Annotated in this window: 35 protein-coding genes; 3 read left to right on the top strand and 32 right to left on the bottom strand. The window is 39.8% G+C overall.

All coding sequences use genetic code 11. The features are described from left to right. A partial coding sequence (locus AC4D4B_RS19195; RefSeq protein ID WP_491000803.1) for a hypothetical protein occupies window positions 1-186 on the top strand: 186 nt, incomplete at its 5' end. A gap of 36 nt (window positions 187-222) precedes the next feature. On the opposite strand, the gene AC4D4B_RS19190 is transcribed toward AC4D4B_RS19195, so the two are convergent. After that, a complete protein-coding gene (locus AC4D4B_RS19190; protein WP_490997190.1) occupies window positions 223-465 on the bottom strand; it encodes a hypothetical protein in 243 nt (80 codons plus the stop codon). A 145-nt stretch (window positions 466-610) separates the two neighbouring features. Here AC4D4B_RS19190 and AC4D4B_RS19185 point away from each other — a divergent pair, with 145 nt between their 5' ends. Further along, the gene (locus AC4D4B_RS19185) at window positions 611-1423 is read left to right on the top strand and encodes a polysaccharide deacetylase family protein (protein ID WP_491000802.1); all 813 of its coding nucleotides are present in this window, start codon (window positions 611-613) and stop codon (window positions 1421-1423) included. Window positions 1424-1438: 15 nt separating this feature from the next. Here the strand turns inward: AC4D4B_RS19185 and AC4D4B_RS19180 are convergent, their stop codons facing one another. Then, entirely contained in the window at window positions 1439-2080 is a 642-nt protein-coding gene (locus AC4D4B_RS19180) for a KinB-signaling pathway activation protein (protein ID WP_490997188.1), read from the bottom strand. Window positions 2081-2219: 139 nt separating this feature from the next. Between AC4D4B_RS19180 and gerD the strand changes: the two genes are divergently transcribed. Continuing rightward, on the top strand, window positions 2220-2810 hold the full coding sequence (gerD, locus tag AC4D4B_RS19175; protein ID WP_491000801.1) for a spore germination lipoprotein GerD: 591 nt from the start codon (window positions 2220-2222) through the stop codon (window positions 2808-2810). A gap of 36 nt (window positions 2811-2846) precedes the next feature. Here the strand turns inward: gerD and AC4D4B_RS19170 are convergent, their stop codons facing one another. From AC4D4B_RS19170 to rpsQ, 30 genes are all read right to left on the bottom strand, one after another. Continuing rightward, window positions 2847-3896, bottom strand: coding sequence for an Mrp/NBP35 family ATP-binding protein (locus AC4D4B_RS19170; RefSeq protein ID WP_490997186.1), 1050 nt, complete (start codon window positions 3894-3896; stop codon window positions 2847-2849). An 86-nt stretch (window positions 3897-3982) separates the two neighbouring features. Beyond that, entirely contained in the window at window positions 3983-4699 is a 717-nt protein-coding gene (gene cwlD, locus AC4D4B_RS19165; protein WP_490997185.1) for an N-acetylmuramoyl-L-alanine amidase CwlD, read from the bottom strand. A 76-nt stretch (window positions 4700-4775) separates the two neighbouring features. After that, window positions 4776-5216: a DUF2521 family protein gene (locus AC4D4B_RS19160; RefSeq protein ID WP_490997184.1), complete on the bottom strand. Its 441-nt coding sequence runs from the start codon at window positions 5214-5216 to the stop codon at window positions 4776-4778. Window positions 5217-5684: 468 nt separating this feature from the next. Next, entirely contained in the window at window positions 5685-6077 is a 393-nt protein-coding gene (gene rpsI, locus AC4D4B_RS19155; protein ID WP_066102893.1) for a 30S ribosomal protein S9, read from the bottom strand. A 20-nt stretch (window positions 6078-6097) separates the two neighbouring features. Then, window positions 6098-6535, bottom strand: a complete 438-nt coding sequence (gene rplM, locus AC4D4B_RS19150; protein WP_066102895.1) for a 50S ribosomal protein L13 — start codon at window positions 6533-6535, stop codon at window positions 6098-6100. 187 nt (window positions 6536-6722) lie between these two features. Continuing rightward, a complete protein-coding gene (gene truA, locus AC4D4B_RS19145; protein ID WP_490997183.1) occupies window positions 6723-7463 on the bottom strand; it encodes a tRNA pseudouridine(38-40) synthase TruA in 741 nt (246 codons plus the stop codon). Between the two features lie 16 nt (window positions 7464-7479). Beyond that, window positions 7480-8277, bottom strand: a complete 798-nt coding sequence (locus AC4D4B_RS19140) for an energy-coupling factor transporter transmembrane component T family protein (RefSeq protein ID WP_490997182.1) — start codon at window positions 8275-8277, stop codon at window positions 7480-7482. Continuing rightward, window positions 8267-9139 (bottom strand): energy-coupling factor ABC transporter ATP-binding protein, encoded by an 873-nt coding sequence (locus AC4D4B_RS19135; RefSeq protein ID WP_490997181.1) that lies wholly within the window; start codon window positions 9137-9139, stop codon window positions 8267-8269. The genes AC4D4B_RS19140 and AC4D4B_RS19135 overlap by 11 nt, the downstream gene beginning before the upstream one ends. After that, window positions 9115-9951, bottom strand: a complete 837-nt coding sequence (locus AC4D4B_RS19130; RefSeq protein ID WP_490997180.1) for an energy-coupling factor ABC transporter ATP-binding protein — start codon at window positions 9949-9951, stop codon at window positions 9115-9117. The genes AC4D4B_RS19135 and AC4D4B_RS19130 overlap by 25 nt, the downstream gene beginning before the upstream one ends. Before the next feature lie 372 nt (window positions 9952-10323). Continuing rightward, on the bottom strand, window positions 10324-10686 hold the full coding sequence (rplQ, locus tag AC4D4B_RS19125) for a 50S ribosomal protein L17 (protein ID WP_066102910.1): 363 nt from the start codon (window positions 10684-10686) through the stop codon (window positions 10324-10326). Between the two features lie 48 nt (window positions 10687-10734). Beyond that, window positions 10735-11679, bottom strand: coding sequence for a DNA-directed RNA polymerase subunit alpha (locus AC4D4B_RS19120; protein ID WP_066102914.1), 945 nt, complete (start codon window positions 11677-11679; stop codon window positions 10735-10737). A gap of 182 nt (window positions 11680-11861) precedes the next feature. Further along, complete coding sequence (gene rpsK / locus AC4D4B_RS19115) at window positions 11862-12251, bottom strand: 30S ribosomal protein S11 (protein ID WP_049672521.1); 390 nt, start codon at window positions 12249-12251, stop codon at window positions 11862-11864. 22 nt (window positions 12252-12273) lie between these two features. Further along, a complete protein-coding gene (gene rpsM / locus AC4D4B_RS19110; protein WP_066102920.1) occupies window positions 12274-12639 on the bottom strand; it encodes a 30S ribosomal protein S13 in 366 nt (121 codons plus the stop codon). Window positions 12640-12661: 22 nt separating this feature from the next. Then, window positions 12662-12775 (bottom strand): 50S ribosomal protein L36, encoded by a 114-nt coding sequence (gene rpmJ, locus AC4D4B_RS19105; protein WP_017473641.1) that lies wholly within the window; start codon window positions 12773-12775, stop codon window positions 12662-12664. A gap of 38 nt (window positions 12776-12813) precedes the next feature. After that, the gene (infA, locus tag AC4D4B_RS19100; RefSeq protein WP_040372572.1) at window positions 12814-13032 is read right to left on the bottom strand and encodes a translation initiation factor IF-1; all 219 of its coding nucleotides are present in this window, start codon (window positions 13030-13032) and stop codon (window positions 12814-12816) included. Continuing rightward, window positions 13032-13337 carry a KOW domain-containing RNA-binding protein gene (locus tag AC4D4B_RS19095; protein ID WP_490997179.1) on the bottom strand — a complete coding sequence of 102 codons (306 nt, stop codon included), beginning with the start codon at window positions 13335-13337 and terminating at the stop codon, window positions 13032-13034. Before AC4D4B_RS19095 ends, infA begins: the two co-directional genes overlap by 1 nt. Before the next feature lie 16 nt (window positions 13338-13353). Next, the gene (map, locus tag AC4D4B_RS19090; protein ID WP_066102924.1) at window positions 13354-14100 is read right to left on the bottom strand and encodes a type I methionyl aminopeptidase; all 747 of its coding nucleotides are present in this window, start codon (window positions 14098-14100) and stop codon (window positions 13354-13356) included. Then, the gene (locus AC4D4B_RS19085) at window positions 14097-14750 is read right to left on the bottom strand and encodes an adenylate kinase (protein WP_066102927.1); all 654 of its coding nucleotides are present in this window, start codon (window positions 14748-14750) and stop codon (window positions 14097-14099) included. The genes map and AC4D4B_RS19085 overlap by 4 nt, the downstream gene beginning before the upstream one ends. A 56-nt stretch (window positions 14751-14806) precedes the next feature. Continuing rightward, complete coding sequence (secY, locus tag AC4D4B_RS19080) at window positions 14807-16099, bottom strand: preprotein translocase subunit SecY (protein ID WP_490997178.1); 1293 nt, start codon at window positions 16097-16099, stop codon at window positions 14807-14809. Next, window positions 16099-16539, bottom strand: coding sequence for a 50S ribosomal protein L15 (gene rplO, locus AC4D4B_RS19075; protein ID WP_066102932.1), 441 nt, complete (start codon window positions 16537-16539; stop codon window positions 16099-16101). Before rplO ends, secY begins: the two co-directional genes overlap by 1 nt. Window positions 16540-16571: 32 nt before the next feature. After that, window positions 16572-16754: a 50S ribosomal protein L30 gene (rpmD, locus tag AC4D4B_RS19070; protein WP_066102935.1), complete on the bottom strand. Its 183-nt coding sequence runs from the start codon at window positions 16752-16754 to the stop codon at window positions 16572-16574. A gap of 13 nt (window positions 16755-16767) precedes the next feature. Beyond that, on the bottom strand, window positions 16768-17268 hold the full coding sequence (gene rpsE / locus AC4D4B_RS19065) for a 30S ribosomal protein S5 (RefSeq protein WP_066102939.1): 501 nt from the start codon (window positions 17266-17268) through the stop codon (window positions 16768-16770). A 23-nt stretch (window positions 17269-17291) separates the two neighbouring features. Then, on the bottom strand, window positions 17292-17654 hold the full coding sequence (gene rplR, locus AC4D4B_RS19060; RefSeq protein WP_066102942.1) for a 50S ribosomal protein L18: 363 nt from the start codon (window positions 17652-17654) through the stop codon (window positions 17292-17294). Window positions 17655-17686: 32 nt separating this feature from the next. Next, entirely contained in the window at window positions 17687-18223 is a 537-nt protein-coding gene (rplF, locus tag AC4D4B_RS19055; RefSeq protein WP_490997177.1) for a 50S ribosomal protein L6, read from the bottom strand. A 33-nt stretch (window positions 18224-18256) separates the two neighbouring features. Then, window positions 18257-18655 (bottom strand): 30S ribosomal protein S8, encoded by a 399-nt coding sequence (gene rpsH / locus AC4D4B_RS19050; RefSeq protein ID WP_066102945.1) that lies wholly within the window; start codon window positions 18653-18655, stop codon window positions 18257-18259. Between the two features lie 29 nt (window positions 18656-18684). Continuing rightward, window positions 18685-18870, bottom strand: a complete 186-nt coding sequence (gene rpsN / locus AC4D4B_RS19045; protein ID WP_490553529.1) for a 30S ribosomal protein S14 — start codon at window positions 18868-18870, stop codon at window positions 18685-18687. Window positions 18871-18894: 24 nt separating this feature from the next. Then, entirely contained in the window at window positions 18895-19434 is a 540-nt protein-coding gene (gene rplE, locus AC4D4B_RS19040; protein ID WP_066102948.1) for a 50S ribosomal protein L5, read from the bottom strand. Window positions 19435-19460: 26 nt separating this feature from the next. Next, window positions 19461-19772 (bottom strand): 50S ribosomal protein L24, encoded by a 312-nt coding sequence (rplX, locus tag AC4D4B_RS19035; protein ID WP_066102951.1) that lies wholly within the window; start codon window positions 19770-19772, stop codon window positions 19461-19463. A 39-nt stretch (window positions 19773-19811) separates the two neighbouring features. Beyond that, a complete protein-coding gene (gene rplN / locus AC4D4B_RS19030; RefSeq protein WP_066102954.1) occupies window positions 19812-20180 on the bottom strand; it encodes a 50S ribosomal protein L14 in 369 nt (122 codons plus the stop codon). 44 nt (window positions 20181-20224) lie between these two features. Further along, window positions 20225-20488, bottom strand: coding sequence for a 30S ribosomal protein S17 (gene rpsQ, locus AC4D4B_RS19025; protein WP_490997176.1), 264 nt, complete (start codon window positions 20486-20488; stop codon window positions 20225-20227). Between the last annotated feature and the right edge of the window lie 87 nt (window positions 20489-20575).

The raw sequence follows: 20575 nt of genomic DNA, 5'->3' as shown, positions 1-20575 counted from the left end.
ATTGACGAGATTTTAAAAATCTCTTTTTTAGACTTGCTTGGCGTTTCGTTTTGTTTAGTTTTCAAAGAACAATCTGTGTTGCTTGTTTCAGCGACTTTTATATATTATCAAATTCGCTTTTTGTTGTCAACGACTTTTTTAAAAAGTTTTTTCAGCCGATTTCTTTCGTTTCGACTTCGTTCGTGACAACGTATATAAATATATCAGCATTTAAATTCTAAGTCAACACTTTTTATCAAAATTATTTTCTGTTTTTCGAGGTGTATTCAAATACCTTAAATACTCGCTTTTCGGGGCAATTCTAATCAGGAGTTTTAACAAAATCTTATATCTTTCTTCTATTGCCCTTTGAACAATTGGATGATGGTTTTCTATTCTTTCATCTGTACGAATTTCTTCCATTTCTCTCTTAATTAAAAACTCTAATTCCATACCTTCTTTTTCTGTCAGTAAAACCCCCAGCACAATATCCCTCCTACCTAATTGATCAACAGGGATATGTTACATCATTTTTTTAAATTTTATACAAGCTGTTTTTTTAACTGTAATATTTGTCCCACCTAACAAATACATTACATTAAAAGCTGATCAATTGGATGAGGTGAATAACATGCCCTTTTTTTATGTAACAAATGCACGCAGAGGAAAGCAACTAATCTTATTACTGATTATTACGTTCTTCACAGCCCTTTTTTTCTATGTGGAATTCATCGCGGTCTCACCTTCTTTTTCAATCAATGGGAAACCAAAGATTATATACAAAGGAGAAAAAGGAGTAGCTTTGACATTTAATATCGGCTGGGGCGATGAAAAGGCTGAGGATATTCTAAAAGCTTTAAAACAGGAAAAAATTCATGCGGCCACGTTTTTCTTAGCAGGCTCATGGGTTGAACGTCATCCTCATATTGTTAAGCTGATTAAAGAGCAGGGTTACGAGATTGGCCTTTTAGGTTACTCATATATCGATTACACGGAGCTTGAAGAGCCTGGAATCCAAAAGGATATATCTAAAGGGCTTGAAGCCTTCCGAAAAGCTGGAATAGAAAAGCCGCTCCTATTACGGACTCCTACTGGGGATGTAGATAGACGAGTATTAAAAATTGCCGAGAAGTCGAACCTTACAATGGTCCATTGGAGTGTCAATTCTATGGATTGGAAAAACCCAGGGACAAAGATTATTGCCCACAATGTTGCTCAGGCCAAACAAGGGGATATCATCTTACTTCATGCTTCTGATGCTGCCATACAAACCGCCAAAGCGATTCCGCTCATTAAAGAGGAATTGACTAATAAAAACCTAAAGCTACTCTCTGTCTCTGAAATGATATCCAACTCTAAATCAACCAGCCACGAAATTAGCAGGATACCCTATATGGTAAACAGCAGCCCATTAATGAATAGGGAAACTCTTCAATTAAACTAAAAAAGCCGCACTCCTTTACGAGTGTGCGGCTTTTTGCTGCGTGCGCTTCATACGTTCCTTCGCAGCTTCCTTTGATTTTTCATGATATTTTGGCAAAATCAACAGTTGATAGGTGTTACAGATAAGCAAAGGAATTAACATGAAATACATATAGCTTTCATCATTTACCCTGAGCACCGGGAACCATTCTATTACTGTTACTACGACCATAAAAAACAAGGTAGGTATAAAGGCACTTTTATTTGTTTGTTTAACTTTCAGCACAGCTACTATTAAGGCTACTACTAAAATTAAGACAGGATACCAGACATATGAAATGGCACCTTCTGTTTCATTTCCAAAAAACACAAACCGCAAATAACCTAAATCAACTAAAACAAATACAGTAAGTACCAATTGTATGGCATGCCATACAAAAACAGATCTAAACATTTCCATCCCAAGTCTGTGAACGGTTAAATACGCAAAAAAACACATCTGGCTAATAACACTGAATATTAATCCAACGCCAGCCATCCACAAGAAGCCAACTAGTAATTCAACTGGTGTCTTAAGTGAAAACTCATTCCATTTTGCAATTAAACCAACGACCCCCGCTGTAAAACCGCCTATCAGCAAGGTATTCATAAATAGCTTCACCCAATATCGACTGCTCATTTTTCCCCACCCTCTATGTATGTTCTACTAAATTGTACCAACCGTTGTCATGAAAATCTATTAATTCATATAAACACGTATATTTTTTTATTCTCGATTCATATTATCAATGTAGATTTATTAGAGGAGGATTAAATTAATGACAACTATATTCAGATGTGCTTTTGGTCTTATTTTATGCCTAATCACCTTAACCGGCTGCAGTGAAACAAATACAGAATCAAGAGAAGAAAACTATAGTGATACTAAAAAAATTATTGTAGATGTTTTAAAGTCAGATGAAGGGAAGAAAGCAATTGAGGATATTCTTCAAGATGAATCAGTTAAAACTGAATTGATTATGAATCAGGAGGATGTTTCAAAAACTATTGAGACAGTATTAACTTCTGATAAAGAGAAACAATTCTGGGAGAATGCCTTCAAGGATCCGAAGTTTGTGAAGTCTCTTGCAAATGGCCTGGAATCCTCTCATAAACAGATTCTTAAAGATTTAATGACTGATCCGGAATATATGACATTATTAACAAATGTCCTAAAGGATTCAGATATGAGAAAAGAATTCACCGAAATCATGCAAGGAAAGGACTATCGCAAAGAACTTCAATCCGTCTTAACAGAGGTCATTGATAGCCCGCTCTATAAAGCAAAAATAGAAGATATCCTACTAAAAGCAGCTGATGAAAAATCTAAAGAAAATACTTCAAACAATAAGAAAGCAGGTCAACCATAAATAAAACGCCTCCTATCGAACGGAGGCGTTTACTTATCATTTATTAACCATTTCAGTTACTTTCTCAGCTATTTCTGTAAACATCCTTCCGGTCGGGTGATCTTCTGCGTAGATTGATGGCGCAAACTCCTCATCATTCCAATCAGGCTGTCCAAGAGGAAGCTTGCCTAATAATTCTGTATTAAGCTCTTCAGCCAGCTTTTCGCCGCCACCTTTACCGAAGACGTATTCTCTTTCGCCGGTTGTTTTACTCTCAAAGTAAGACATGTTTTCAACCACACCAATTACCTCATGCTCTGTACGAATTGCCATAGCACCCGCTCTAGCGGCAACAAACGCAGCTGTAGGATGTGGAGTGGTAACGATAATTTCTTTACAGGTTGGCAGCATGGAATGAACATCCAAAGCTACATCTCCAGTTCCAGGAGGAAGGTCAAGCAATAAATAATCCAAATCTCCCCACTCTACTTCCTGGAAAAAGTTATTCAGCATCTTTCCAAGCATCGGACCTCTCCATATAATCGGTGCATTATCCTCAACGAACATCCCCATAGAGATCACTTTTACACCGAAACGATCGACTGGGTATATACGTTCCTCTTTAACAGTTGGACGCTTATCAATCCCCATCATATCCGGAACACTAAAACCATAAATATCAGCATCCACCAGACCAACCTTTTTACCAAGGCGTGCCAAAGCCACTGCCAGATTTACAGAGACGGTGGATTTACCGACTCCTCCTTTTCCACTGGCAATTGCAATAAAGGTAGTGTCACTATCGAGTAAGCCTTTTTCTTCTTTCGGCAAAGACTCACGGAATTTAGCCAAGGCTTCCTCTGGCAAGTCAGCAAAACGAATGCCTACTGTATTCGCTCCAGCCTCCTTTAATGTATTTACAACCGTTTGCTGGATTTGCAGCTGTTCAGCCGTACCTGTTTTAGCAATCGCTATTTTCACGCTCACATGCTGCTTTTCTTCTTTAATCTTTATCTCTATAATACCGTTTGTTTCTTTAAGGGTTTTATTTAAAAATGGATCTTTAATTTCTCCAAGTAATTCTCTTACCTTTACTTCTGTAAGCACGAACGACACCTACCTTGTATGTATTTGTAAACGCTATTAGTATAACATATTCAATAGGTATCAATTGCTAATTTGATTCTGTATTTTCAATCTTCTTCATGTTCCTTTAAAAAATATCTAATTACTCCCGTATAGATTGAGAGTGCGATATCATCCTGATACACTTTACTTTGTAAATTGCGTCTTTCTTCATCATTTGAAAGAAAGCCGACTTCTACCAGAACTCCCGGTTTATTTGCATGCTTGACTAAATATACACTTTCCATAGGTTTAGCATATCTTTTCGTATTTCTTAAATTACGAATAAACTCTGCTTGGATCAATTTAGCCGCTTGTTTATTTTCCGTAAACTTTGGCGAATAAAACGTCTGGGCTCCCTTCGAATTCACCTGTGGAAAGGCATTGGCATGCACACTAATATACAAATCCGCCTCAGAATTGTTTATAAATTTAGTCCTTGTAATTAAATCCGTCCGCTTCCTTTCCCGTATACTTCTCGAATCAGAATCAGCAAGATCTACGTCTTTTTCTCTTGTCATTAAAACAAGGGCACCTTGTTCCTGCAGGTAATCCCTTAGTCTTAACGAAATTGGCAATGTTACATTTTTCTCGATTACACCATTAAAGGTCGCCCCGCCATCTATCCCTCCATGTCCTGGGTCAATGACAATAACTTTTCCAGCCAAGGGCAGATTCCACTGCTGAAATGATACACGCTGGTTCATCCTGTATGACATCAATAAAAACAGAAGAACCACCCCAACCACAAAACAGGTCGTGAGAACCTTCTTTTGAACATTCATAGCTTATCCCCTTTACCCCATAATCCACTATTACTGTATCTTATGGGACAAGGAGTTTAGATAGAACATGCTAGATCTATTTCATCCTCATTTTATATCGATTAATTCCTTTTGCGTATCCTTCCATCCACCAAGCCGTCACATATTCATCCGTCAAGCTGCGCAGCGTTTCTTGTATAAAAGGAGATCCATTTTCCTCCGATTGATAAAGATAGTAAAACAATTGCTGTGAGAGCATATCAATTTCTTTTTTCGCTCTCTCTTTTATCCGCTCTGGCGACTCTCCATACCGATTAAACTTACTATAATATCCACCTAGAAGAAAACCCTCCACTGCAATATCATAACAATGCTCTTCAGCTGGCTCAATTGAGTATCCCGGAAAACATTTTAACCCTTTAGCAAGATGGCGATATTGCCTCCCTAAAAGTTCAAGCGAAAAATCCTTCAGTATCTCACGCTCATATTTCAACCGCTTTTCTTTACGAAAAGCAGCAAGATTTACAACTGTATTCATTAAACCACCTCTAAATTAAAATATAATCATCAATAGAAAATTAAGATATACTCTATTGTTTGATGGATGGCCTATACTCATGCCATGGGATAAATGGGAAATGTAAGGAGGAGTTATAAAACATCGTGTATAAGGAGGTGTTAATCGGATCGATGTATGGCTGTCGGGGTAGTCCATCTTCTCTTTTTCGGGTCGCTTTGTTGTATATATACTCGTTTTCTTATTCAATTCAGCCAAATACCTAATAAATCAAGCCATTTTTCTATTTGATCCGGCCAAACGGATTCTTAATCCAGCCAATCCAGAATATTAATCCTTGGAATTTGCGCGTAACCGAGCCAATCTGGCACTAATTCCAGCATGACTCAACTTTGCTCACACAGCCAGCCGCTCTGCATTTATATCTCCAAACATAACAAAAAGACCCCCAGACAAATGTCTGAGAGTCTTTTGAACGCAATTGTAAAATTAACGTTTTGAGAACTGAGGTGCACGACGCGCGCCTTTAAGACCGTATTTTTTACGCTCTTTCATACGTGGGTCACGAGTTAACAATCCTGCACGTTTTAGTCCTGGACGGTATTCTGGATCTACTTCAAGTAATGCACGAGCGATACCATGACGGATAGCGCCTGCTTGACCTGTGTAGCCTCCACCTTTAACGTTTACTAAAATGTCATAGCTGTTTGTTGTTTCAGTAACAACTAGAGGTTGTCTTACTACTTCACGAAGTGCTGCGAATGGAATGTAGTCATCGATTTGACGATCATTGATAATGATGCGGCCTTCACCTGGAATCAAACGCACACGAGCAACGGAGCTCTTACGTCGACCAGTACCGTAATATTGTACTTGTGCCAATGTTATATCCTCCTTTAATATTAACCGCGAAGCTCAAGAACTTCAGGTTTTTGTGCTTGATGTGGATGCTCAGCTCCAGCATATACGTTTAATTTTTTACCCATTTGACGACCAAGAGATCCTTTTGGAAGCATTCCTTTGATAGCTTGCTCCAACATTTTCTCTGGGTAGTTAGTTCTCATTTCAAGAGCAGTTCTTGTTTTCAAACCACCTGGGTGCATGCTGTGACGGTAGTAAATTTTATCAGTTAATTTCTTACCAGTCAGTTCGATTTTAGATGCATTGATAATAATCACATGGTCACCAGTGTCAACATGTGGAGTATAAGTTGGTTTGTGTTTACCTCTAAGAATTGAGGCTACTTGTGATGCTAGACGACCTAAAGTTTGACCTTCGGCATCTACAACGTACCATTTACGTTCTACATCACTAGCTTTCGCCATATACGTCGTACGCATTGATTTACCCTCCTAAAAATAGTTCATTGTTTCATTTTTTTTAAAAAAATTTGTGGCTCTATCTAAACACGAAATAGTTTCCGGGGCTATTCTCGTGGTTTTAACATACCAAAGGATATGATATACCGTTTTTCGGCCATTGTCAAGAAAATGTTACACCTGGATTAGTTGTCATGGAATTTAGATTTTATTTATAATCTACTTTCCATAAATATAACCCGTGTCCTGGTGCGGTTCTCCCTGCTTTCGTGCGATCATGGGCAGTAATAATGTCTTTTATTTCCTCCGGGCGGCGTTTGCCAATCCCGACATCCAATAAAGTGCCTACCATAATCCTTACCATATTATACAGGAAACCATCTCCAACAAAACGAATGACCAATTGTTGATCATCTCTAAGAAAATTAATCGACTTGACCGTTCTTACTTTATCCACCACTTCTGTTTTAGCGGAGCAAAAACTGGTAAAATCATGGGTCCCGGTTAAATACTCTGACGCTCTCTCCATCATAGCTAAATCGAGCTTATAGGGATAGTGATAGGCATAATTTCTAATAAAGGGATCTTTTACTTCAGCCAACGAAATGATATACCTGTATTCTTTACCAACCGCATTAAACCTGGCATGAAATTCAGAATCAGCCTTTTCGATATCTACGATGGCTATATCTGCAGGCAGCATAGTTCCCAGTGCTTTTTTCCATCTTTCCGGAGGCAGCTCAAGTGGAGAATCAAAGTGAATGACTTGCCCCTTGGCATGTACACCGGCATCAGTACGCCCTGAGGCAGCCACCTTGACCTCTCTTCCCTTATGCATGGTCATTAGGACCTTTTCCAGTTCCAATTGAACTGTACGCTTGTCAGGCTGAATTTGGTAGCCGGCAAAATTTGTCCCATCATAAGCTATTGTACATTTGTAACGTATCATTCCAATACTCTCCCTATTAGTTTCTAGTGAGGATAAGAGCGATTGATAAGGCGATGAGAGAGATGATTAAGATTGTGTCAGGGAATTCCCACTTAAGAGCACGATATTTCGTCCTGCCTTCTCCGCCCCTGTATCCCCTTGCTTCCATCGCTGTAGCCAGCTCCTCAGCACGTTTAAAGGAGCCTACAAATAGTGGAACAAGGAGAGGGACGACTGCACTCAATCTTTCCTTCAGCGGGCCCGATGAAAAATCGACTCCTCTTGAGGTTTGTGCCTTCATAATTTTATCCGTCTCTTCAATCAACGTTGGAATAAAGCGTAATGAGATAGAAATCATTAATGCAAGCTCATGAACCGGGAATTTAATTTTCCTTAAAGGGTTCAATAGATATTCCATTCCATCCGTTATCTCAATCGGCGTTGTCGTAAGCGTAAGGATAGAAGTAACTAAGATTAATAATGTAAAACGTAAGGATATAAAGATCCCCATCTTAATTCCTTCATCATAAATATCAATACCGGCGAGCGAGAAGACAATTTCTCCTCTTTTTGTGAAAAACAGTTGTATAAGCAATGTTAGAATGATTAAAAAGATTACCGGCTTTAATCCCTGTAATAGGAATAGTGGTTTAATTTTTGTTAATCCTAGCAATACTAAGGTAAATGTAATTAAAATAGCATACGATATCCAGTTATTAGCCAGGAATACGATACAAACATAGAAAAAGACTAATAATAATTTTGCCCTTGGATCCATTCTGTGGACAACAGAATCAGCTGGAACATAGCGTCCCATTATAAATTTATCCATCATTGTTGTCCACCCCCAAGAGATTTGATATCTCGCTAATCAAATCATCCAGTGACAGATGTTTCTTGGAGAGAACTAAACCACTCTTTTGTTCAAATTCCATCTGGAATCGAATGGTATCAGGCACTGCCAGTCCTAAATCCATTAATGCCTCTGGATCAGAGAACACTTCATTTGGAGACGCTTTTTTAACAATCGTTCCTCTATGCATGATAATCAGTTCGTCTGCGTATCTTGCTGCATCTTCCATGCTATGTGTAACCAATATGGTGGTAAGAGCCTTTTCCTTGTGAAGGGTATGAAACATATCCATAATTTCTTTTCGCCCTCTTGGATCCAACCCGGCTGTAGGTTCATCCAGAACAATCACTTCCGGTTCCATGGCCAGTACTCCTGCTATCGCTACTCTTCGCATTTGACCGCCGGATAAATCGAATGGAGAGGACTCCATAATCGAATCATCCAGACCCACTAATTTGATCGCTGCATATGCACGATTTTTGGCATCTTCCTCACTCACTCCAAAATTCATGGGTCCAAAGCAGATATCTTTTAATACGGTTTCTTCAAAAAGCTGGTGTTCAGGGAACTGAAAGACAATTCCTACTTTTTGACGGATGGCTTTCAAATTCTTTTCTTTTTTATCTGCGGAGATAACTCTTTCTCCAATTGTGACTTTCCCCTTTGTTGGCTTTAACAAGGCATTTAAATGCTGTAAGAGAGTAGATTTGCCTGAGCCAGTATGACCAATTACACCTATAAAAGAATTAGTTGGAAAACGAACATTAATATCATATAAAGCGCGATGCTCAAATGGTGTGCCCAGTTGATAGGTATGCTCTACTTCTTCAAGTGATATTTGCATAGTTCATTCACCAGCCCTTCTTCGGTGATTTGATCAGATACTTGGATACCATTTTCTCTTAATGATTTAGAAAGTTTTATAGAAAACGGGATATCAAGTCCTAATTTCACAAGTTCTTCCTCTAACTTAAATATCTCAGCCGGGCTGCCTTCCGCAAATATTTTCCCCTGATTCAATACAATCATCCGGTCAGCACGGGCAGCTTCCTCTAAGTCATGAGTGATTGATATTACTGTCAATTGTTTGTCTTCCTTCAATTCTCTAATAATGCCAAGTACTTCTGATCTCCCCAAGGGATCAAGCATGGAGGTGGCTTCATCCAGAATAATAATAGATGGGCGCAAGGCCAGTACACCTGCTATTGCAACACGTTGCTTTTGTCCACCTGATAAATGGTGCGGCTCTTGATCGAGAAACTCATCCATGCGAACTTTCCTTAATGCATCCTGGACACGGTTTATCATATCCTCTCTCTCAATGCCAGCGTTTTCTAAACCAAAAGCCACATCATCCTGCACAGTTGTACCTACAAACTGATTATCAGGATTTTGAAAGACCATTCCAATATGCCGACGGATATCCCATACAGTGTCTTCGCTCATGACCAAATCATTAACCATGATCGTTCCTTCATTAGCAAAATAGAGCCCTATTAATAGCTTGGCTAATGTTGATTTGCCTGAACCATTATGCCCAACAATAGCGAGCCATTCACCCTCCTGGACTTTAAACGATACATTATCCAGAGCTCTATTTGTCTTCGCTTCATATTGAAAGGATATATTACTAACTTCAGCCAACGGTTTACTCATAGCTTCCTCCCTGTGCTGCTCTATTCTCTGCTTAGCTCAACTATTTTTGAATATAAAAAAACGCTGCACCCCTTCCGGATTATCCCAATGGATTTCCTGAATTAAGAGCAGCATTCACTTATCTTAATGTCAGACAACGTACGTTTTGTCTGTACAAGGGGTGCGAGAGCTAGACAAACATCAATTGGATCGTCACCCAATCCATGCCTATCGTAACGCTCTATCGTTTTTTGGATTATTCAGTAAAATAAGAGTAAAGCACATGCGTAAAACGCATAATGCTTTAGTTAGCTTATACCAGAATCATTGGATTAAGGTATTTAATATAGGATATGGGTGTCAGATATTCTGTCCACCCCTACCCTTACATCATTAAACTAACTCGATAATTACCATTGGTGCTGCGTCTCCACGACGTGGACCAATTTTCATGATTCTAGTGTATCCACCTTGACGCTCTTCGTAACGAGGCGCGATATCAGCAAATAATTTTTGAACTGCATCTTGCCCAGTTTCAGCGTTTGCTACTTCGTGACGGATGTATGCAGCAGCTTGACGGCGTGCATGTAAATCTCCGCGTTTACCTAAAGTAATCATTTTTTCGACTACGGAACGTAATTCTTTCGCACGAGTTTCAGTCGTTTCGATACGCTCGTTGATAATTAAATCAGTAGCCAAATCGCGAAGCATTGCTTTACGCTGTGCGCTTGTACGTCCTAACTTTCTGTATGCCATGAAAGTTTCCCTCCTTTGTTGAAATAACTGATTCTATCTATTCATTCATTAATCGTCTTTACGTAGGGAAAGACCTAGTTCTTCTAGCTTAGCTTTCACTTCTTCAAGTGATTTACGGCCAAGATTACGAACTTTCATCATATCTTCTTCAGTCTTATTAGCAAGCTCTTGTACTGTATTAATGCCAGCACGCTTCAAACAGTTGTAAGAACGAACAGAAAGATCAAGCTCTTCAATTGTCATTTCCAATACTTTTTCTTTTTGATCTTCTTCTTTTTCAACCATGATTTCAGCATTTTGAGCTTCATCTGTTAAACCAACAAAGATGTTCAGATGTTCTGTTACGATCTTCGCACCTAAAGCTATAGCTTCTTTTGGACCAGTGCTTCCATCAGTCCATACATCGATTGTAAGTTTATCATAGTTTGTCAGTTGACCTACACGAGTGTTTTCAACTTGATATGTCATCCGAGATACTGGTGTGTAAATGGAATCAATAGGGATTACACCGATTGGTTGATCATCACGTTTGTTTTGATCAGCTGGCGTGTAGCCTCTTCCTCTTCTAGCTACCAAGCGCATACGCAAGTGAGCTTTTTTAGAAAGGTGAGCTATCAGTAAATCCGGGTTTAGAATTTCCACATCGCTATCATGTGTAATATCTGCAGCCGTTACTGCCCCTTCCCCCTGAACATCAATTTCAAGAGTCTTTTCTTCATCAGAATAAATCTTTAATGCGAGCTTCTTAATATTTAGGATAATAGCAGTTACATCTTCTTCTACACCCTCAATAGTAGAGAACTCATGGAGCACACCATCTATTTGAATAGATGTAACGGCAGCACCAGGCAATGAGGATAGTAGGATACGACGTAAGGAGTTACCCAAAGTTGTTCCATATCCACGCTCAAGTGGTTCAACGATGAACTTACCATATTTTCCGTCTTCGCTGATTTGAACCGTTTCAATTTTTGGTTTTTCTATCTCGATCATTCAACAATACCCTCCTTCGTAACGTCGAAACCCCGGCTAGAAGAAGGTAGTGTTTTGCATCTAACCGAAATTCCCCAATATATACTCCCAATGTGCGCAACATATTTGTGATTTTCTAAGAAAAAGGAAAATCACTATATTACCCCATTATAGACAGGGAAATAAATTCTATTCAAACAATATTATACACGACGGCGTTTAGGCGGGCGGCAACCATTATGAGGTACTGGAGTTACGTCTTTGATTGCAGTAACTTCAAGACCAGCTGCTTGTAATGCACGAATAGCTGCTTCACGACCAGATCCTGGGCCTTTAACAGTAACTTCTAAAGTTTTCATACCGTGTTCCATAGAAGTTTTAGCTGCAGTTTCTGCTGCCATTTGCGCTGCAAATGGTGTAGATTTACGGGAACCTCTGAAACCAAGTGCACCAGCACTTGACCAAGAAATAGCATTTCCGTGTGCATCAGTAATTGTAACAATTGTGTTATTGAAAGTAGAACGAATGTGAGCAATACCTGACTCTACATTCTTTTTCACGCGGCGTTTGCGTGTGTTCGTTTTGCGTGCCATATCGACAAAACCTCCTTACTTATTATTTTTTCTTGTTAGCTACAGTTTTACGTGGGCCTTTACGAGTACGTGCGTTGTTTTTAGTGTTTTGTCCACGAACAGGAAGTCCTCTTCTGTGGCGTAATCCACGGTAGCAACCGATTTCCATTAAACGTTTGATGTTTAAGGAAACTTCACGACGTAGGTCACCCTCTACTTTGTATCCATCGATAATATCACGGATTTTGTTCAATTCATCTTCAGTAAGATCGCGTACGCGAGTATCTTGAGAAACTCCAGCTTCTGCAAGTACTTTTTCAGCAGTTGGTCTACCAATACCGAAAATATAAGTTAAAGAAATAACAACTCGTTTTTCACGAGGAATATCTACACCTGCAATACGTGCCATTTATGTGCACCTCCTTCAAATATTACCCTTGTTTTTGCTTATGTTTTGGGTTTTCACAAATAACCATTACTTTACCGTTTCTACGGATAACTTTACATTTTTCGCAGATTGGTTTTACTGATGGTCTGACTTTCATTGTTTTCCCTCCTTATAAAATGCGGAGTGCAACCGAGATTATTTAAAACGATACGTAATTCTTCCGCGGGTCAAGTCATAAGGAGATAGCTCTACCGTCACTTTATCACCTGGCAGAATACGAATGAAATGCATTCTGATTTTGCCTGATACATGGGCAAGGACAGTATGGCCATTCTCTAATTCAACTTTAAACATAGCGTTTGGTAAAGTCTCAGTAACTGTACCCTCAACTTCAATAACATCATCTTTTGCCATTACAGTTCTTCTCCCTTCTTCTCTAAGCTTTTCATAAAATAAGTCAAAGCGAAACGGAGCTTTCCGTTCGTTACGCGACCTGTTTCCCCTAAACTGCTCTCCACTTCCTGAGACCAGTCCTCGTACAAATGTAGATGAAGTATGTTTTTACGCTTTGCAGAATCAAACTTTCGTTTATCTCCGTCAGCGATACAAACAAATTTTTCATCAACAATTTTTACAATTATGGCATATTGATCGGTATCCCTGCCTTGAGTGACCCGAACAAATTGTCCCAACCGGGGAGATCTATCCTTTTGGACCAATCAAGATCACCTACATTTAAACTAATGTTAAGATTTCATAGCCTTCTTCGGTAATCGCAATGGTATGCTCAAAGTGAGCACAATTCTTCCCATCAACTGTAACAACTGTCCAGTTGTCGGCTAATGTTTGAACATAGCGGCTTCCTGCATTCACCATTGGCTCAACACACAGCACCATTCCCGGCTTCAATCTTGGGCCTTTATTCGGCGGACCAAAGTGAGGCAATTGCGGTGCTTCATGTAAGTCTTGACCGATACCGTGTCCGACATACTCTCTTACTATAGAAAAGCCGTTTTCCTCGACATATGTTTGAATAGCATGTGAGATATTAGAGAGACGTTGGCCTGGCTTTATTTCCGAAATCCCCTTATAGAGGGATGTTTCTGTTACTTGAAGCAGTCTCCTGGTTTCATCATCAATGTCTCCAACTGGATAGGTCCATGCTGAATCGCCGTGATAGCCATTAAGTTGTGCACCAATATCAATGCTGATAATGTCGCCGTTTTTTAATGTCTTATCCCCAGGAATGCCATGTACAAGTTCGTTGTTAACGGATGTACAAACACTGCCACGAAAACCATTATACCCTTTAAAGGACGGAATTGCATTATGTTTGCGTATAAACTTTTCCGCAATAGCATCCAGTTCCTTTGTTGAAACACCGGGTTTAATGTATTTTTGCAGTTCCTGATGTGTTAGAGCAACAATACGCCCAGCTTCACGCATGATTTCAATCTCGCGTTGGGTTTTACAAATGATCATCGAGACAAGCTCCCGAGAAGCTCTTCTATATCCGCGAAGACTTTATCAATCGGTTGTTGTCCGTCAAGATTTCGTAAATATCCTTTTCCTTCATAGAAGGTAATCAGTGGCTGCGACTGTTGAATGTTTACTTCGAGACGGGTTTGCACCGTATCGATGTTATCATCAGCTCTTTGGTACAACTCTCCACCACAGCGGTCGCACACACCTTCTTTGGCAGGAGGATTAAATACTAGGTGGTAGGTAGCTCCGCAATCTTTACAGATGCGGCGGCCTGTCAATCGTTCTAACAAGCTATCTTTATTGACTTGTATATTAATGACATAGTCTAATTGACGATCCATTTCAGCTAAAAGCTGTTCAAGTGCTTCAGCCTGAGCAACAGTGCGTGGAAATCCATCTAGCAAAAAGCCTTTTTGACAATCATCCTTAGCTAAACGTTCACGTACGATACCGATTGTAACTGCATCCGGTACCAGTTCACCTTTATCCATATATGATTTAGCTTCTAAACCAAGTGGTGTTTCCTCTTTCATAGCTGCCCGAAACATATCTCCAGTAGAGATATGAGGGATGTTGTATTCTTCTACTATTCTTTCTGCCTGAGTACCTTTACCGGCTCCTGGCAGTCCCATTAATACAAGATTCACACTTTTTCCCCCTAAACAATAATAGGCTTGGGGAGCATAATAGTCCCCGAAACCTTTTATTTAATAAAACCTTTGTAATGTCTTTTTACAAGTTGCGATTCTAATTGCTTCATTGTATCCAAGGCTACCCCTACTATAATCAAGAGACTCGTTCCACCTATTTGGGCAGATGATGGAAGATTGCCTAGCTTGATAAATATTACAGGAAGCACTGCGATGAATGAAAGGAATAGAGCCCCAACAAAAGTCAATCGATATAATACTCTCGTGAAGTATTCCTGAGTGGCTTTGCCTGGACGTATTCCTGGTACATATCCACCTTGCTTTTTCAAGTTCTCGGATAATTGCTCCGGATTCACTTGAATAAAAGCATAGAAATAGGAGAATGCAATAATCAAAGCAACGTAAAGGATCATTCCAACGGGTTGTGTGTAATCAAATGTTTTAGTAATCCATGTTGTTACACTATTCTCACCGAAAAATGATGCAATTGTTGGCGGAGTAATAATAAAGGAAACTGCAAAGATAACCGGAATAACACCAGCAGAGTTTACTTTTAAAGGTAAATGTGTGTTGTGTCCACCGACTGGACCTTTACCTGAAACCTGTTTAGCGTATTGGATAGGTACTTTTCTGTTTGCCTGTTGAATAAATATTACACCAACAACTACAGCGATGATTGCAAGTACAATCAATACAGCGATTGCTATATTAAGGAATAATGCATCTCCAGCATCTTCGAACATGGATGCATATATCTGGTTGAGCGTAGAAGGAATTGCCGATACAATACCCGCAAAGATAAGGATCGAAATTCCATTTCCTACTCCCTTAGAAGTGATTTGTTCACCGAGCCACAAAAGAAATGCGGTACCGGCTGTTAATACAGTAGCTATTAACAGATATGTCGTAATTCCTGGATTATCAATCAAAGCTCCATTAGCCATGTTATTAAAACCATATGACATTCCAAGTGCTTGAATAAATCCAAGAACTATGGTTCCATAGCGGGTAAACTGAGCTAATTTACGCCTTCCAACTTCACCTTGCTTTGCCCATTCTGCAAATTTAGGAACAACATCCATTTGCAATAGCTGGATGATGATCGAAGCCGTAATATATGGCATGATCCCCATTGCAAGGATAGAGAAGTTACTTAAAGCTCCACCACCGAAGAAGTTCAAGACTCCAAATACACTTAACTCATCGTTCATTGCAAGAATGTCTGCATTCACACCGGGAACAGGTATAAAGCACCCGATGCGATAGATAACCAGCATTGCAAGAGTAAAGAGAATTTTATTCCTGATATCTTTCACTCGCATGAAATTACGCAATGTACGGAACATTAAATCACCTCAGTTTTACCGCCTGCGGCTTCAATCGCTTCTTTAGCAGCTGCAGAGAATTTGTGTGCTTTAACTGTCAATTTTTTCTCTACATTACCCTTTGCAAGAATTTTGATTCCTGCTTTTTCGCTTTTCACAACACCTGTTTCGATTAACAATTCAGGTGTTACTTCAGTACCATCTTCAAAGCGATTTAATTTTTCAAGGTTAACTGCTGCGTATTCTTTACGATGAATGTTTGTAAATCCGCGTTTAGGTAAACGTCTGAATAAAGGAGTTTGACCCCCTTCGAATCCTGGTCTTACTCCACCGCCGGAACGGGCGTTTTGACCTTTATGTCCTTTAGTGGCAGTTTTACCATGACCTGAACCAATACCGCGGCCTACGCGTTTGCGTTCTTTACGAGAACCTTCTGCAGGTTTTAATTCATGAAGTTTCATGCTGGCACCTCCTTATATAAACGTTAGTAAGCTTAGATTTCTTTAACAGTAACAAGGTGAGATACCTTGTTAATCATACCGCGAATAGCGTCATTGTCGTTATGCACTACAGTTTGGTGCATTTTTTTAAGACCAAGAGTATTTACTGTTACGCGTTGATCTTCAGGACGACCGATTAAGCTACGCGTGAGGGTAATTTCTAATTTGTTAGCCATTTGATTTCCCTCCTTATCCTAACAGTTCCTCTACAGATTTACCGCGCAATTTTGCAACTTCTTCCGCACTTTTCATTTGTTTAATGCCATCAATAGTAGCACGTACCATATTGATAGGTGTGTTAGAGCCTAGAGATTTGGAAAGGATGTCAGCGATACCTGCTAATTCAAGCACGGCACGAACTGGTCCACCAGCGATAACTCCAGTACCTTCAGAAGCTGGCTTCATTAAGATTTCACCAGATCCGAAACGTCCGATAACTTCATGAGGAATTGTAACTCCAACCATTGGTACAGTAACCAGGTTTTTCTTCGCATCCTCAACAGCTTTACGGATTGCATCTGGCACCTCTTGTGCTTTACCAGTACCGAATCCTACATGTCCATTTTTATCTCCGACAACCACTAGCGCTGTGAAACGGAAACGACGTCCGCCTTTAACAACTTTCGCTACGCGGTTGACTGTAACTACGCGTTCTTCAAGTTCTAATTTATTTGGATCAATGCGACGCATCTAATATGTCCCTCCTTTGTCTATTAGAATTGTAATCCGTTTTCACGTGCAGCATCTGCAAGTGCTTGTATACGTCCGTGATATAAGTATCCTCCACGGTCAAAAACAACTTCGGAAACACCTTTTTCTACAGCACGTTTAGCGATAACTTCGCCAACTTTTTTAGCTGCATCCACGTTACTAGTGGACTCAAGGCTAATTTCTTTATCAAGTGTTGATGCACTAGCTAAAGTAACACCATTAGCATCATCAATAAGCTGTGCATAAATGTGCTTATTGGATCGGAAAACATTTAAACGCGGACGAGACGGTGTACCCGCTAATTTAGCGCGGACACGTGCATGTCTTTTCTTACGAGTAGCGTTTTTGTTAGCCTTCGTGATCATTTACGACACTCCTTTCCTAAGCTTTAGGGCCTTTACTTACCAGTTTTACCTTCTTTACGACGAACTTGTTCGCCAGCATAACGGATACCTTTACCTTTGTAAGGTTCAGGAGGACGTACATCGCGGATGTTAGCAGCTAAAGCTCCAACGCGCTCCTTGTCAGTACCCTTGATTGTGATTTTTGTGTTAGCAGGAACTTCGATTTCAAGTCCTTCTTCTGGTTCGATCTCAACTGGGTGAGAGTATCCTACATTCAATACAAGTTTCTTACCTTGTTTTTGAGCACGATAACCAACCCCGATTAACTCAAGATTTCTTTCGAAGCCTTGGGAGACACCTTCAACCATGTTAGCGATGATAGCGCGTGTAGTACCGTGCAATGAACGATGAAGTTTTTCATCAGTTGGACGGGATACATTTACGATATTATCTTCAACTTTGATTTCGATATCAGAGTGAAAAGTACGAGTCAATTCACCTTTTGGTCCTTTAACAGTTACTGTATTTCCGTTCAAAGTAACTGTAACTCCAGCTGGAATTTCTACAGGTTTTTTACCTACGCGGGACATTTCGTGCACCTCCATTCATCAGTGAAATGTTTATTACCATACGTACGCGATTACTTCTCCGCCAATTTTCTTAGCGCGTGCTTCTTTATCAGAAATAACACCTTGAGAAGTAGATACGATTGCGATTCCAAGTCCGTTTAATACGCGAGGAACATCTCCTGCTTTTGCGTATACACGAAGACCTGGTTTACTGATACGTTTGATACCAGTAATTACGCGCTCGTTGTTAGCACCATATTTTAAGAAGATACGCAAGATACCTTGTTTATTATCTTCAATAAATTCAACGTCACGGATGAAACCTTCACGTTTTAAGATATCAGCTACATCCTTTTTCATTTTGGAAGCTGGAACTTCCAATTTATCGTGACGAACCATGTTCGCATTACGAATGCGAGTTAGCAAATCTGCAATTGGATCTGTCATTACCACAATGATAACCTCCTTCCCGTTTTCGGGTTTTACCAGCTAGCTTTTTTAATGCCTGGAATTTGTCCTTTATATGCTAGTTCACGGAAACAAATACGGCAAAGTTTAAATTTGCGGTATACAGAATGCGGACGGCCGCAGCGTTCGCAACGTGTGTACTCTTGTACTTTAAACTTTGGTGTACGTTGTTGTTTCACGATCATTGATTTCTTAGCCACTTTTTCGCCTCCCTTATTTAGCGATTACTTTTGGAATGGCATTCCGAATTGAGTTAGAAGCTCACGAGCTTCTTCGTCAGTATTAGCTGTCGTTACGATAACAATGTCCATGCCGCGGACTTTGTTTACTTTATCGTAGTCGATTTCAGGGAAAATCAACTGTTCCTTAACACCTAATGTGTAGTTACCACGACCGTCGAATGCTTTTTTGGAGATTCCACGGAAGTCACGTACACGTGGTAGGGAAACTGCAATCAATTTATCAAGGAACTCATACATACGCTCTCCGCGTAAAGTTACTTTACAACCGATTGCCATGCCTTCACGAAGACGGAAACCTGCGATAGATTTCTTAGCTTTTGTTACAACTGGTTTTTGACCAGTGATAGTTGCTAATTCTTCTACAGCAGTGTCCAATGCTTTCGCGTTTGAAACGGCATCGCCGACACCCATGTTCACAACGATTTTTTCAAGTTTAGGAACTTGCATTACTGAATTGTATTCAAACTTGCTCATTAGAGCAGGAGTAATTTCTTTTTGATATTTTTCCTTAAGGCGGTTCACTTGTTGTACCTCCCTTCGTTTCTGACTTATTTATCTAAAGATTCACCTGATTTTTTTGCTACACGTACTTTTTTGCCGTCGACTGTTTGATAGCCTACGCGAGTAGGGTTACCAGTCTTAGGATCAATAATCATAACGTTAGAAACATGGATCGCTGCTTCTTGTTCGAAAATACCACCTTGTGGGTTCGCTTGAGAAGGTTTAGCGTGTTTCTTTACAATATTTACACCTTCAACAAGAACACGATCTTTCTTAGGGAATGCTTCAAGAACTACGCCTTGTTTCCCTTTATCCTTGCCGGAGATGACAACTACTTTATCACCTTTTTTTACATGCACGAGATTCGCACCTCCTTGAAAAGTCTATATCACTGTTTATTAAAGAACTTCAGGAGCTAGTGAAACGATTTTCATGAAGTTGCTGTCGCGAAGTTCACGAGCAACAGGTCCAAAAATACGTGTTCCACGAGGGCTCTTGTCATCACGAATAATCACGCATGCATTTTCGTCGAATCGAATGTATGAACCATCTGTACGACGAACGCCGCGTTTAGTACGAACAACAACTGCCTTCACAACGTCACCTTTTTTAACAACGCCTCCTGGTGTTGCTTGTTTGACCGTACATACGATTACATCACCAATATTAGCTGTTTTTCTACCGGAACCGCCAAGAACTTTGATTGTAAGTACTTCACGAGCACCAGAGTTGTCAGCTACTTTCAAACGAGATTCCTGTTGAATCATCTGCGTAACCTCCCTTCGGAATTACTAAATCCGAAACATTTATATTAAATGATAACCGCTTTTTCTACAACTTCTACTAAACGGAAGCGTTTTGTTGCGGATAATGGGCGAGTTTCCATAATCTTAACGATATCGCCAACTTTTGCTTCATTCTTTTCATCATGAGCTTTATATTTTTTGGAGTATTTCACGCGTTTGCCATACAAAGGGTGTGTTTTCTTTGTTTCAACGACAACAGAGATTGTTTTATCCATTTTGTCAGAAACAACACGGCCAGTGTATACTTTGCGCTGGTTGCGTTCACTCATTGTGTGAACCTCCTCTCATTATCAATTGTTTACGTTGAGCTCTCTTTCACGCACAACTGTTTTCATACGTGCAATCGCTTTGCGAAC

It is taken from the genome of Pradoshia sp. Z6_59 (assembly GCF_058267515.1).
The sequence above is the reverse complement of the archived record's forward strand: the minus strand, read 5'-3'. Positions and strand labels throughout refer to the sequence as shown.

Bases quoted from the DNA above. Each gene is read 5' to 3' on its own strand.
- AC4D4B_RS19185 (WP_491000802.1), top strand. From the start codon at position 611: ATGCCCTTTTTTTATGTAACAAATGCACGCAGAGGAAAGCAACTAATC.
- AC4D4B_RS19180 (WP_490997188.1), bottom strand. From the start codon at position 2,080: ATGAGCAGTCGATATTGGGTGAAGCTATTTATGAATACCTTGCTGATA.
- gerD (WP_491000801.1), top strand. From the start codon at position 2,220: ATGACAACTATATTCAGATGTGCTTTTGGTCTTATTTTATGCCTAATC.
- cwlD (WP_490997185.1), bottom strand. From the start codon at position 4,699: ATGAATGTTCAAAAGAAGGTTCTCACGACCTGTTTTGTGGTTGGGGTG.
- AC4D4B_RS19160 (WP_490997184.1), bottom strand. From the start codon at position 5,216: ATGAATACAGTTGTAAATCTTGCTGCTTTTCGTAAAGAAAAGCGGTTG.
- rplM (WP_066102895.1), bottom strand. From the start codon at position 6,535: ATGCGTACGACGTATATGGCGAAAGCTAGTGATGTAGAACGTAAATGG.
- truA (WP_490997183.1), bottom strand. From the start codon at position 7,463: ATGATACGTTACAAATGTACAATAGCTTATGATGGGACAAATTTTGCC.
- AC4D4B_RS19140 (WP_490997182.1), bottom strand. From the start codon at position 8,277: ATGATGGATAAATTTATAATGGGACGCTATGTTCCAGCTGATTCTGTT.
- AC4D4B_RS19135 (WP_490997181.1), bottom strand. From the start codon at position 9,139: ATGCAAATATCACTTGAAGAAGTAGAGCATACCTATCAACTGGGCACA.
- AC4D4B_RS19130 (WP_490997180.1), bottom strand. From the start codon at position 9,951: ATGAGTAAACCGTTGGCTGAAGTTAGTAATATATCCTTTCAATATGAA.
- rplQ (WP_066102910.1), bottom strand. From the start codon at position 10,686: ATGGCATACAGAAAGTTAGGACGTACAAGCGCACAGCGTAAAGCAATG.
- AC4D4B_RS19120 (WP_066102914.1), bottom strand. From the start codon at position 11,679: ATGATCGAGATAGAAAAACCAAAAATTGAAACGGTTCAAATCAGCGAA.
- rpsK (WP_049672521.1), bottom strand. From the start codon at position 12,251: ATGGCACGCAAAACGAACACACGCAAACGCCGCGTGAAAAAGAATGTA.
- rpsM (WP_066102920.1), bottom strand. From the start codon at position 12,639: ATGGCACGTATTGCAGGTGTAGATATTCCTCGTGAAAAACGAGTTGTT.
- rpmJ (WP_017473641.1), bottom strand. From the start codon at position 12,775: ATGAAAGTCAGACCATCAGTAAAACCAATCTGCGAAAAATGTAAAGTT.
- infA (WP_040372572.1), bottom strand. From the start codon at position 13,032: ATGGCAAAAGATGATGTTATTGAAGTTGAGGGTACAGTTACTGAGACT.
- map (WP_066102924.1), bottom strand. From the start codon at position 14,100: ATGATCATTTGTAAAACCCAACGCGAGATTGAAATCATGCGTGAAGCT.
- secY (WP_490997178.1), bottom strand. From the start codon at position 16,099: ATGTTCCGTACATTGCGTAATTTCATGCGAGTGAAAGATATCAGGAAT.
- rplO (WP_066102932.1), bottom strand. From the start codon at position 16,539: ATGAAACTTCATGAATTAAAACCTGCAGAAGGTTCTCGTAAAGAACGC.
- rpmD (WP_066102935.1), bottom strand. From the start codon at position 16,754: ATGGCTAACAAATTAGAAATTACCCTCACGCGTAGCTTAATCGGTCGT.
- rpsE (WP_066102939.1), bottom strand. From the start codon at position 17,268: ATGCGTCGCATTGATCCAAATAAATTAGAACTTGAAGAACGCGTAGTT.
- rplR (WP_066102942.1), bottom strand. From the start codon at position 17,654: ATGATCACGAAGGCTAACAAAAACGCTACTCGTAAGAAAAGACATGCA.
- rplF (WP_490997177.1), bottom strand. From the start codon at position 18,223: ATGTCCCGCGTAGGTAAAAAACCTGTAGAAATTCCAGCTGGAGTTACA.
- rplN (WP_066102954.1), bottom strand. From the start codon at position 20,180: ATGATTCAACAGGAATCTCGTTTGAAAGTAGCTGACAACTCTGGTGCT.
- rpsQ (WP_490997176.1), bottom strand. From the start codon at position 20,488: ATGAGTGAACGCAACCAGCGCAAAGTATACACTGGCCGTGTTGTTTCT.